This is a genomic window from Sphingobacterium humi (genome assembly GCF_009768885.1).
GTDB lineage: Bacteria > Bacteroidota > Bacteroidia > Sphingobacteriales > Sphingobacteriaceae > Sphingobacterium > Sphingobacterium humi.
This window is the reverse complement of sequence record NZ_WSQA01000017.1, coordinates 62,379-75,488: the sequence shown is the minus strand read 5'-3', so window position 1 is coordinate 75,488 and position 13,110 is coordinate 62,379. Positions and strand designations below refer to the sequence as shown.

Annotated in this window: 7 protein-coding genes; 3 read left to right on the top strand and 4 right to left on the bottom strand. The window is 42.6% G+C overall.

What is annotated here, in order from left to right:
* Window positions 1-147: 147 nt before the first annotated feature.
* The 3 genes from GQF63_RS18050 (at window position 148) to GQF63_RS18040 (ending at window position 6,215) form a co-directional block, all read left to right on the top strand.
* Window positions 148-3,411: a SusC/RagA family TonB-linked outer membrane protein gene (locus GQF63_RS18050; protein WP_246163610.1), complete on the top strand. Its 3,264-nt coding sequence runs from the start codon at window positions 148-150 to the stop codon at window positions 3,409-3,411.
* 11 nt (window positions 3,412-3,422) lie between these two features.
* Window positions 3,423-4,880, top strand: a complete 1,458-nt coding sequence (locus tag GQF63_RS18045; protein WP_160370646.1) for a SusD/RagB family nutrient-binding outer membrane lipoprotein — start codon at window positions 3,423-3,425, stop codon at window positions 4,878-4,880.
* 225 nt (window positions 4,881-5,105) lie between these two features.
* Window positions 5,106-6,215: an AraC family transcriptional regulator gene (locus tag GQF63_RS18040; protein WP_160370645.1), complete on the top strand. Its 1,110-nt coding sequence runs from the start codon at window positions 5,106-5,108 to the stop codon at window positions 6,213-6,215.
* 18 nt (window positions 6,216-6,233) lie between these two features.
* Here the strand turns inward: GQF63_RS18040 and GQF63_RS18035 are convergent, their stop codons facing one another.
* The 4 genes from GQF63_RS18035 to GQF63_RS18020 all read right to left on the bottom strand — a co-directional run bounded on the left by GQF63_RS18035 (window position 6,234) and on the right by GQF63_RS18020 (window position 12,944).
* Window positions 6,234-6,941: a response regulator transcription factor gene (locus tag GQF63_RS18035; RefSeq protein ID WP_212592649.1), complete on the bottom strand. Its 708-nt coding sequence runs from the start codon at window positions 6,939-6,941 to the stop codon at window positions 6,234-6,236.
* Window positions 6,942-7,082: 141 nt separating this feature from the next.
* On the bottom strand, window positions 7,083-7,988 hold the full coding sequence (locus GQF63_RS18030; RefSeq protein WP_160370644.1) for an endonuclease/exonuclease/phosphatase family protein: 906 nt from the start codon (window positions 7,986-7,988) through the stop codon (window positions 7,083-7,085).
* Between the two features lie 25 nt (window positions 7,989-8,013).
* On the bottom strand, window positions 8,014-9,453 hold the full coding sequence (locus GQF63_RS18025) for a SusD/RagB family nutrient-binding outer membrane lipoprotein (RefSeq protein WP_160370643.1): 1,440 nt from the start codon (window positions 9,451-9,453) through the stop codon (window positions 8,014-8,016).
* A 2-nt stretch (window positions 9,454-9,455) separates the two neighbouring features.
* Entirely contained in the window at window positions 9,456-12,944 is a 3,489-nt protein-coding gene (locus GQF63_RS18020) for a SusC/RagA family TonB-linked outer membrane protein (protein ID WP_212592648.1), read from the bottom strand.
* Window positions 12,945-13,110 lie beyond the last annotated feature (166 nt).

Below are 13,110 nucleotides of genomic sequence, written 5' to 3'. Positions count from 1 at the left end.
ACAGGTCTTGAACACCTATTGAAAAACATTAGATATTACGTTTACTCATTGTTAACGATGAAACAACATGCACTTAACATTGCCGGATTATTTTTGGCCGAGATCTAAATCAACACCTAGTTTCCAAATAAAGAAAACAAAAACATCATGAAAAAATCATTACCCTCTTTTTATCGAAGTACCTGGCGTACCAGTCGAGCTTTGCTTCTATTCGTAGGCATGGGTTTTTCACCTGTATGGGGCTTTTCCTACACGGGGCTTTCCAGCGCTACGGAATGGAAAACCCAGCAGAAAATCACCGTTTCGGGCAGCTTGGTTAATGCGGCAGACCAGTCGCCAATTTCTGGCGCCACGATTCTGCTGGATGGGAAAGCCATCGCCAGCACGGATCCGAACGGTCGGTTCAGCATTGAGGTGCCAGCCGGAAAAATCGTTAGTTTTCAGAGTATTGGCTTCCAAAGCCATCAGCAGCAATGGACCGCCAATGCCAGCCAGGTGCGCATTGCGCTGACTGCTGTTGATGAAAACATCCAGGAAGTTATCGTTACGGCCTTAGGTATTAAACGGGAAGAAAAATCCTTAGGATATGCCGTAAGCAAGGTCTCTGGCGAACAGATGACCGAAGCCACCCCCAGCAACTGGGTGGATGCTATGAAGGGGAAAGTTGCCGGATTAAATATTACGCAGGCCAGTTCGGGACCATTGAACACGGCGCGCATAAATTTACGTGGCGATCGTTCCTTAGATCCGGGGAATAATGAGGCTCTGATTGTGGTCGATGGGATTCCCATGGTGAGCGGTAGTTTTAGTTCGGGAGTTTCCGACGCTTATGGTGCCGGTTCCAGTGGGCAGGATAAGGATATTCCCATTGACTTCGGGAACGGTTTGGGGGACATCAACCCCGATGATATCGAATCCATTTCGGTATTAAAGGGTGCTGCGGCGACGGCCTTATACGGTAGCCGTGCCGGTAACGGTGCATTAATCATCACCACGAAATCAGGAAAACGTAATCAGCGCGGTATCGGTATTTCTGTAAACTCCAATACCAGCTTCCAGAGCATCTTAAAATGGCCTGAATTTCAATACGAATATGGGCAAGGGAACTTAGATCGGAACGCCAATGGCGAGCAGTACTATTCTTATGGCTTAACCGAGGACGGTAAGAACACCGGATCGACATCGAGTGCCTATGGTCCAAAATTCAATGGGCAATCTTATTTTCAATACGACCCCAATACCGAAACCGGCGGAACAAGCCGCACGCCTTGGGTACCTTATACCGATGGGGTAAAAGGCTTTTTCCAAACCGGCGCCACCTATATGAATTCGGTATCCTTTGATGGGGGGACAGAGAAATTCTCGTCTAGGGCTTCGTTAACCCATACGTCTAATTCTTGGATTATGCCGAACACCGGATTCAAGCGCATTGTCGCCTCCTTGAACAATACGGCTAGCCTCACCGATAAATTGAAGCTGAACATGAAGGTAAACTATACCAACAAAAGCAGCGACAACCTACCGGGAACAGGCTATAACAACCAGTCGATTGCATACTTTATGATTTTCCAGAACCCGAGTATCTCCTTAGACTGGTATCGCCCGATGTGGAAGAAAGACCGGGAGAACATTCAGCAGATCCATCCTTTCAGTTCTTACATTGAAAACCCATTTGTTATCGCCTACGAGATGACCAATAGCTTAAAAAGCCATGGGATAGACGGGATGCTACAGGGTATTTACACCTTTAATCCGAAATGGGAATTTATGTTGCGTTCGGGTATCAGTATGCGTTCCGATTTACGCGAACAGCGCCGCCCTTGGGATACGGCCAATTTCCCGAAAGGCTATTATAAGCAGCAGGATTTAATTTACATGGAATCCAATACGGATGCCTTGCTAAGCTTTAACGATCAAATCAATGAGGCCTTCAATATCCGGGCATCGCTGGGCGGTAACTTGATGCAGAGCGATTCCAAGGAAGATGTTGGAGTAGCTCGCGGATTAACTTCGCCGGGCATCTATAAGCTGAGCAATGCCTTAACGAGCCCGATTGCAGAGAATGAAATTTGGCAGAAAGAAATCCAAAGTGTATTCGGGATGGTGAACCTGGCTTGGCGCGATCGCATATTTGTAGATGTTACAGCGCGTAACGACTGGTCTTCTACCCTACCGAGTAACAACCGCTCCTACTTTTACCCTTCGGTGAGCAGTAGTTTTGTTTTGAGTGACTTGTTCACCTTGCCTCAGGCAATCTCCTTTGCTAAATTCCGTTTATCCTGGGCACAGGTAGGAAATGATGCTAATCCTTATCAAACCATGAAATACTTCAGTTCATCGGTGTTTCCGGGATCGGCGGAAGCCCCTTCCAGGTTGCATAATGCCAACTTGAAACCGGAGATTTCTACCTCTACCGAGTCAGGACTTAATATCTCCCTTTTCAAAAACCGCTTAACGGCCGACATTAATTATTATTACAACCGCTCGCGCAACCAGATTTTGGTCGTACCTCGAGATGTAACCACGGGCTATAGCTCGGAAGTTATTAACGGCGGATTGATCGAGAACAAAGGTTGGGAATTAAGCCTTACGGGTAGCCCGGTTCGGAACACGGATTTCCAATGGAATAGCACGGTGACTTGGGCGAAAAACTACAATAAGATTTTAGAATTAACCGAGGGCGTAGAAAGCCCACAACAGATTATTGCTTCCAGCGGATCGGGTGCTGCCGAAATTATTGCCACCGTTGGCGGATCGACCGGCGACCTTTGGGGTTATGGCTTGGTGCGTAACGAGCAAGGACAGGTGATTTATGATGCCGGCACCGGCCTACCTATTCGCCCACAGGATAAGGTGAAGATCGGCAATGCCTTTGCAGATTGGCGCGGTGGTTTTCACAATGAATTCCGCTATAAGAATGTTTCCATTAGCGCTTTGATCGATGGGCAATACGGCGGTATTGTTTACTCGCAAACGCACCATAAGATGACCGAACAAGGGAAACTAAAGCACACTTTGCGCGGTCGTGAAACCGGTAAAATTGTGGGCGATGGTGTGGTGCAGCTTGCTGATGGTAGTTTTGCGCCTAATACCAAGGAAGTAAACATCAACACCTATTATGGCGATTATTACCGCCGTGCCAACGTGGAAACCAATAGTTTTGATGCCTCATATTTGAAACTTCGGGAAGTACGTTTGGAATTTGCGTTTCCACATACCTTGGTAACTAAATGGGGTATGAACAGTGCCTCGATCGCCTTCTTCGGGCGCGACCTGTTTATGATTACGGATTTCCCGATGTACGATCCGGAAACGGCCGCCTTAAACGGGGCGTCTATTATGCCGGGGGTTGAGATGGGACAGATGCCGAGCACCAAAACCTTTGGAATGAATTTAAAAGTTAACTTCTAAGCGCGAGAGACATGAAAATAAACTATAAAAACATAGCCTTATTACTTGCCCTATCCAGTGGGATGGCGGGTTGTACCAAGGATTTCGATGAGTTAAATATAGACCCGAACAAGCTTGAAATTGTAGCCCCGGGCACCTTAGTGACACCTACGGTTTATGGTATGGCGACCTATTTTACGGTTCGCAGCAATGATTTTACCTGGGAAATTATGCAAGACGGCTTGGCCAATCCTAGTGCCGCCAATGGCATCCACCGTTATTATTTCACCGAGCAATCGGGTGATGGTACTTGGAACAACTGCTACCGTTATTTACGCAATATCCGCGAGATGGAGTCGGCAGCTATCAATGGCAACACGAAATTGCCGGTGTATGAAGCCGTGGCGACGACCCTTAAAGCCTATATTGTTGGTATTTTAACGGATAGCTTTGGCGATGTGCCGGTTTCGGAAGCATTGAAAGCCGAGGAAGACATCGATCAACCTAAGTTTGACAGCCAAGAGAAAATATATACCGACATGATTGCCGCCTTAGAGAAGGCCAATCAACTATATACCGATCCTTCGGAAATGAATGGGAACGACCTTTTGTATGGCAACGATAAGAAGAAGTGGCGGAAGTTTAACAACTCCATGCTGCTACGCTATTACCTACGCACCTCCAAGCGAGGCAATGCCTACCAAAAGATCAAGGCTATATTGGATGATCCGACGAACTACCCTATTTTCAGTTCGAATGCCGAGGCTGCCATGGTCAGCATCACGGGTTTAGCGCCTTTTGATTATGCCTGGGGCCGTCGTCAAGATTATGTGAACTTCACGGCTATGGCCTCCTTCTTTGTGGACAACCTGAATGCCTTAGAAGATCCGCGTCGTCCATTTATAATGACTCAAGCCACCGAATTGGTGAATGGCAAGATTGTGCAAGTGGGCTATAAGGGTATTCCGGCAGGCCACTCCGGTGATATCTCCCACATTACCTACAGCCCGAGTACGCCGAATGGTGATTTGATGTACCCTTCCCAAGTAGGGACACCGATTAAGGAAATCATTATGCCGTATGCGGAGGTTGAATTTATAAAAGCCGAAACCTACTTAGCGCTAGGCATTGCCGACAAGGCGAAGGAAGCCTATGAAAAAGGGGTAAAAGCCTCTATTGAACAGTATGGCGGGCTGATGCCGGCCAACTATTTCAGTAACCCGGCGGCAAGCTTCGATGGCACCTTAGATCGGATTATGCTGCAAAAGTACCTATCCTTATTTATGGTCGACTACCAGCAGTGGTTTGAATACCGCAGGACAGGCTTGCCCAAGCTTCCAAAAACGGAACACATGCTCCATAATGGGGTGATGCCTTCGCGTTTTATGTATAAGAATGAGGTTCGTCGATTTAACCCGACAAATTATGAAGCTGCCGTTCAGCAAATGGGCGGTGACACTTACCATACCAAGGTGTGGTGGGAAAAATAAGATTTCATTACCTACATTGAACAAAGGGTTGGCTTTGCAAGAGCCAACCCTTTGTTTTAACATGCATTTCCAGATATCTATAGTTTTTTTGTTTTGATATGCCGTAAACCGGTATTTAAATCAAGTAATTAATTATCAAGACATTGCAACAATAGTTAATTTATTCTTAACTATGAGTGAAAAACACGCTGCGTCGACTTAATGACGTGGGATTAATTAAAAGCGATGGTAAATATTATCATATTTGCGAGCATTTTAATCATCAGTTGTTTCAACCTGCAATACTCTCTTCGGTTGCCTCGAAAAACGAGTGTTTCCGTGGTGTTACTGATCTTTTCCAGTCTTGCCGGTTTTCATGCGACCTATGCTTGCGTCTTTCGGATTATTATTCCTGATTTAATCTTTCTAGATCTGGGTGCTCCTATGGGTTTATTATATGGGCCATTATTGCATCAATTATTCCTTGCTGCAGAAAAAAATGCGCGCCTGAAAGCGGGTTTTCTTCTTGAGCTTATTCCGTTTTTTCTCTTTTTCTCGCTGTATATGGTCTTTATCTGCTCGGGCGATTTACGCCATTTATATACCGCTGTGTTTATCAAGTATCTGTACAGTGCCTTCTCTATATCCTGGCTTATTTATCCTATTCTAATATTATACAGATCCTCAGGCAAGGGTTTTCAGAACCAGAAACAATACCAGCGGTATTATATTTTCTCCATGTTAATGTTGATGGCGGCGTCTTTTGAAATTCCGTTTGTGTTGAAGTTTGATTTTCAATATGCCACACAGCAACAGCATAGCAGCAGTTATTTTGTGTTCATGGTATTACTGGTAGCGGTTATTCTGGTGCAAATAGACTTTAAAAAGACTTGGCAACAATCGGAGCGTAGGCTTTCTAAATCTATGGAAAGACTATCACTGATACAACAGCAGTCCGCATCCCCCAAAGCAAGTATAGAGCGAAGCCAATTTAGTGAACATGAGCAGGAGAAGATTTTAGACTATTTGGCGAAGCAGCCCTATTTGGATGCGAACTTTAGTTTTAACAAAATGAAGAAAGACTTGCGCCTTTCGCCCCAGCATCTGCAACACTTGTTTCTCCACTTATTCAACCACAGCTTTTTACAAACCATTAATAAACTGCGGATAGGTGCCGTTTGTAGCGAACTGGAGAAGCAAAATTCAAACTTGGCGATAGTTGAAATCGCTTATAATTGTGGGTTTAATTCACGTGCATCATTCTACCGTTATTTTCGAAAGGAGAAGAAGTGCAGCCCCATAGAATACCGTGCGCGGATGTGTAAACGACGTAACGAAACCCCAATAGAACAGTAAGAAGTGGAGTCGCTTGGTTTACAGCATATCGAAAGCAAGGGCGAAGCGCACGAGCTCGGCAGAGGATTTACAGTCTAGTTTTCGAATAATATTTTTACGATGGGTGGAAACCGTCAATGCCGATATAAATAACTGATCGGCAATCTCTTGGGAAGACTTCCCCTGCGCAATAAGTACTATTATTTCCTTTTCTCTTTTGGTTAACAGCGCAAATTCACGATAATGCGCAGAGATATATTTATTCTGATCCAGCGTTTTGTTCACCTTACTGATTAAGGTATCCATACCCATCACCGGTGAGGAGAGAAGCACCATGCGATCCGTAGTCTCCTGTCCCTCATTTTTTACCTTCAATAATTTGCAGACCGTATAGAACCAAGTAAAATTACGCTGATTGTGCAAACGCACCTGCTGAAAGAAATTATACTGCTGTTCGAAATCGCCATTGACCAAGTACTGCTGCATGCCCTGCCGAATGACTTCTGATTCAGCCTTGACAAAATACTTTTCATAATAGCGTGGCCCTATTTCATTGATTTCATCGACATCGGTTCCTAATTTGTCACATCCCCATTTGTTCATGTAGGCACAGCGAATTGGCATCATATGGTCCAATTCATGGATCATAAAGCTGGCGGGTAGGATTTCTCCAATATCAGGGATATTAAAGTTTCCTTCTTTGAGACCTTTTGCAATCCCAAACAATTGAAGCTCTAAAGAATTCATAATTGTTAATCTTGGTTTAGTGTAAAATTAGGGTTTAATAGTAACTAAAGCAAGGGGTTAGAATTTTAGCTGAATTGTATGAACAATGAACAGGTGGGTAAAAAAACAGCCACCTTAAATGGGTGGCTGTTTTTAGCTACTTTAAAACATAATGTTTGAAGCGACTGGCAAATGATCAGAAGGGTATCGGTCGGTATTATACCGATCGGAAAACACTTCGTAGTCTTTGACCTTAATGTGTTTGCTTATAAAAATATAATCGATTCGGTTGGTTGCCGGCCCCAAGAAATTCCCTCCGCCTAAATTGGTATTAACAATTCCTTTGCGCGGTTGTTCCGTGGCCTCAAAGGCATCCTTTAAATAAGATTTAATAGCCTTAATTTGGGGTGTATGGGCTTCTGAGTTAAAATCACCTACACAAATTACCGGACTTTCTCCTGCAATTTCTTTCATCATTTTTGCCATTAAGGGGCCAGATTCCCGCTTCGCGATTTCAAGGCGCCAATAAAAGTGCACATTAAAATAAAAGAATTCCTTTCCCGATTTCTTTTCTTTGAATTTTGCCCAATTACAAATTCGTCTATCCGTGGCGTCCCAGCCTATACTCGGTTCATTGGGTGTCTCGCTCAACCAAAATACACCTTGATCAAGAAGTTCAAATCGGCCTTTTTTATACAATATAGCACAGTTATGCAAATCCCCTTTTCCGCCGTAAGGATATGAGGTAATGGCAAATTCAGGCATTAATTGCTGTAAATCTGCTAATTGATTTTTATCCCCTTCTTGGGTGCCAACAATCTCAAAGCCATGTCGCTTAATTAAATCGGCGACAGGTTTTTTACGAATATCCCATCCGTTTCCACTTTCAACATCAGCATTTGCATTATAGCGTATGTTGAAGGTGCTGACTTTAATATGTACTGGTTTACCCGTAGCGTTATCCACGGGCTGATTTCGAATAGATTTACAAGCGCTACTTGTAAATAACCATCCAAGAATCATGATACTCTTAAAAAGAAGAAAGATAATTGAGGTTGGTTTTTTCATAATTGTTATTGATTAAGGCAAGCCACTATTTTGCCCACCATATTTTATAATCTATTTTATTACCACCCATTTTATCAATTGCCGTTTGATAGTTTGTGGGATTGTATACTTTTTGAATGCCAGGATACATTAAGCGATATGGCATGTTTCCATTATTCAGCATAGATGTTGTTTTGGGTAAGGTAGGGAAACCTGTACGGCGATATTCAGCCCATTGCTGCGCATCTGTAAAATAGAGCGCCAAGTATTTATGCAACATGATCCGTTCTAAGCTACCATCATATTTAGCAAGATCAGCCGTAAAATACGACGCAGATAAAGGCTCAGGAGACCAGGTTGACACGGCAGCCTGTATGCCTTCTTTATAAAAACGCTCGGCATCTTGCGTAATAACCTTGCGCTGTGCAAGTTCAGCCTTGATGAAACAGACTTCAGCATAGGTTAAAATTGGAATAATCATGGGAGCAGTAACTTGCAGATTATTCATATACGAGGGGGAATATGAAAAAGAAGATTCATCATAAGCACTTGGAATACCTTTATAAACCACTTCTCCATTGGTTGTTTTCGCCGGTGTAACATAAATAGGGCGTCTAGGGTCATTCAGATTATTCAGGATATCAATAAAGTAAGAAGATACAGCATGTTGATTACTAAAATCTAACGGCCGTGCCCAAGGGGATAAATTAGGCGCAATACCGGTAACTTGAAATATTGCCGATTCCCCTTGATTATCGATGATTGGGTATTTTGCCGGGTCTGCTAACATGGATTTCATCTTCTCAAATGCCGCAGGGTTTACATTACTAGTACGCAATAAAAGACGTAGATATAAGGAGTTTGTAAATTTTTGCCACTTTTTAGCGTTGTTGCCAAATAACAGGTCTGTTCCATAGGCCATGGCAACTTTATGGTCATATAAGCTATTTGCTTTTTCTAAATCTGCGAGCAATTGCTTATATATATCTTCCTGCGCATCGTACTTTGCTTGCAAAATACCATCTTCGGCTTTTGAGGCCTCGGAGAAAGGAATATCGCCAAAATTATCCGTCAAATTTGCATAAATCCAAGCCTTTAGGGTAAGGGCTATGGCTTGGTAATTTACGGCTCCTTCTTTTTCCGAAACCACGAGCATTTCTTCGATATTCTTTGCCCATTTATAACCACTGTTCCAAAGAGAGAGGCCACTATCTTCTAAAATCTCATAGCGTTGAATTCCTCCATAATATTGCGGATAGCTCAATTTCACCTGCATGAGTTGACAATTGATGTTATAGCTATTGGTAAGTCCGTTGGAAGAAAAGTTATAAAGAACTTCATTAATCAAGGTTCCAGGACTTATTTCATTGATTAAATTGGGGTTCTTGTTGATATCCTCAAAATTCTTGACACAAGAGGTACAATAAAGCAGGATGGAAACCAGCAGTATCAACCCTTTGCTTCGTGTGTTTAGTATATTTTTCATGATTAAAAGTCAACTTTTAAATTAAAACCATAGGATGAAGTATGTGGCATGGGTGTGATTTCTAGTCCTGGCACGTATACCGCACCATTCTTAGTTCCTGCCTCGGGGTCGAACATTGGATAGTTATCGAATATGGCGAGGTTTCTTCCAAAAAAGTTAAGGGATAGGCCATCTATTCGCAGGGACTTTAACATGGATTTTGGAAAGTTATAACCAATCGTCAATTCCCGAAACTTCAAAAAGCTTCCAGAAAAAACACCAGCTTCCGTTATTTGGTGGTATTGTGAATAATAGGTTTGGGTATTAATTTCAGTTTCATTAGGCTTATAACTTCCATCGGTCAGCTGTTCTACCCCTTCACCAATTATCACCCCTTCATCTCTACCGGGCAGGGTGTTTTTTAAGGTTCCGGCCCATGAAGCCCGATTGTATGTTCCTGAAAACACGCGGCCACCTATTTGGCCATCAAAGGTAAAGCTCAACCGGATACCTTGATACTTAAAGGTATTTGTTAATCCAAACTTATAATCTGGAGCCGTATTGCCGATATATTCCGGTGTCGTGCCTTTCATGGGCACTCCTTTGTTATACACAATATTACCCGCTGGATCGCGAATAAATTTGGTTCCCCAAAGGTCGGTAGTACTTCCACCAACGGTTCCGATAAGGTAAGCCTGCCAAACGGTAGCTAGGGTTTGCTTCTCTAAATTATCAGTTAAGGAAAGAATGGTGTTATCATTGGTTGACCAGTTTGCAATCACCTGCCAGTCAAAGTTTTCCCGTTGAATAGGTGTGGCATTCACGATTAACTCCCATCCTCTGTTTTGGACTTCTCCAGCATTGATCACACGGCTACTATATCCGGCAACAATATCAGACGGCAGGGCCAGGATTTGGTTTTTAGTAATGGAGTTATAATAGGTTAAGTCGAATCCCAATCTGTTTTTCAAGAATTTCATATCGACACCTGTTTCCCAACTGGAGGTAATCTCAGGTTTCAGATCCGCATTAAACAGCGTGCCTGGAACAGTGGCCGAACTCGGGAATCCACTTTGGCTAAAGTACCTTGCCGTTTGATAAGGATTTGCATCAGCACCAACTACAGCATAGGAAGCTCTATATTTTAAATAAGAAATGGATTTAGGTAGTTCCAATAAATCAGATAAGATAAAACTACTGCTTACTGAAGGGTAGAAGTAAGAATTATTGGACAAGGGCAATGAACTGGACCAATCGTTCCGCGCAGTAACATCCACAAAAACACGATCTTTCCAAGCCAGGGAGCCCATACCGTACAAGCTATTAATCTGTTTTCTTGAGTCATTGGAGTTGGTTAGGGGATTGTTTACCCCATTTGCAAGGGTATAAACTCCAGGTACAATTAAGGCATCTACAGAGGACATCATGTTACGCATCGTGTAATCCATGCGGCTCCCCCCACCCATAATACTGTAATTAAAATGATCTGCAAAGCTGTTTTTATAGGTGGTTAAGAAATCCATATTGTACTCTTGGCTTGCTACATCTTGACGCCCATAATACCCTTTTAAGTGCTTTTTAGATGAAAAACCACGTTGTGTTTCTCTTAGTTGGCTCAAGGAGTTCATGGATACTCGCCCCATCACATCCCAATTATCGGTAATTTTAATATCGACTTTTGTATTTCCAACAATCTGATTACTTGTTAAAGGGTTTTGATCAATATTTAAGATGTAATAGGGATTGCTAGACCAGGCAGAAAAAGGATTCAATTGCTCGAGATTTTCCTTTCCGTTTTGCCAAATCGGCTTATACCAATTTATATCAACATTCGGCATTAAGAACATGAGAAAATAGCCTAATGAACCATTACTGATCCCAAATGCTGGTAAATTATCACTGCTACGGTTATTGTAGTTGACGGATGCAGAGGCTTTAATACGGTTGGTAATTTGGTAGTTTCCATTGAAGGCAACGGCATTTCGCTTATATCCGGAGTTTGGTGTGATATAGGCATTTTCAGCATGTGCAATATTAACCCGCATTGATCCTCTAGAATCGCCTCCTTGAAATGAAACGGCATTTTCGAAGGTTGTTCCGGTTCGGAAAAAATCCTTCATGTTGTTTTTATAAGGTTTCCATAAAGTCCGCTCAGTTCCTTGATTTTGCGTATTCGGATCATACTGATAAAAATACTGCCCATCGAATTTTGGACCATAAGCTTCTGGGGTATTGGTACTAGGGCCATCGGGAGAAACTCCAAAAGAATAGTAGGGATTGCCATTGACATCTTTGTTGCCAATGGTTCCTGCACCATATTCATATTGATAATCAGGCCAGTTGGTAATAGCGTCCAAGTTGAGGGAGGAATTATAACTAATGCCTAATTTTTGGTTTTTCTTGCCGGATTTTGTCGTAATAATCAACGCGCCATTGGCCGCACGAGATCCATAAAGGGCGGCAGCAGAAGGTCCCTTTAACACGGAAACACTTTCAATATCTTCTTGGCGCAATTCGGAGACTGCATTGCCATAATCAACCGGTGCTTCATTGCCGTATGCAGCACTCACATTACCTATATAAGGCGTGCTCTCTTGGTTCATTGGAACCCCATCAATAACGATAAGGGCATAGTTACTACTTGGGTCTAAGGAGGTTGCTCCACGCAGTTGGATACTTTGGGAATTGATAGGCCCGGTTCCTCCAGAAATAATATTCAGACCCGCCACTTTCCCTTTAAGCCCATCAGACCAACTCGGCGAAGCTGCAGTAGCTAATTGCTCCGCATTTACGGTTTGTTGCGCAAAACCTATCGCTTTTTCTTCACGTTTAATTCCCAATGCCGTAACGACCACCTCACTTAATTGGCTCTCTGAGGGTACTAGAACAACTTGAATGGGGTTTAAATTATTCACACTGCGTTCTTGCCTTTCAAAACCAATAAAGCTGAAGACAAGAATATCTTGCAATCGAGCATTAATTTGGAATTTTCCATTCGCATCCGTACTTGTAGAGCTATTTAAGGTTTTATTTGTAATACTTACCGCAGCAAGTGGCTTTCCGTTTTCATCCTTCACCTGCCCGGTAATTTGCTCTTGCAGCTTAGCCTCCCTGTTATCTTCAGGTTTGGAGGCGTTGGCTTGTCGCGAATTTTCCTTTTTCTTAATCAAAATATTCTGACCAGATATTACATAGGACAAGTTATTTTTATCTAGAATGAGGTCGAGGAATTGGGCAATAGGCATATCCTGCGCATTTATGCTTACTGGATTTGCCCGACTTACCAGTTGATTATTATAGATAATATTATAGCCGGTCTGTTCCTTAATTTCTTTAAACAGTTCGGTTAGTCCTTTATTTTTTACTGTTATTGTTATTGTTTGAGAGAAGGTGATAGACCAAACAAAACTTGAGAACAGTATAAAAAGAAAAAGCAAAACTTTAAATCTAATAAGCCTTTTCATCATTATTTTCATTTCACCTCCATATAAAGGGGTTAGGTTAATTTTCATAGATTAGTTTACATTCAACCCTCCTATCTACTATGCAGGCATTGGAATTCATGCATAGAATACATAAGTTTGTAGGGTTCATTTTTGATAAATCTGTTAATATACTTTCGAAGGTGCGTTGCAGATCTAATCTGAACTTAGCCCGACAATGCCGCAAACATTCTCG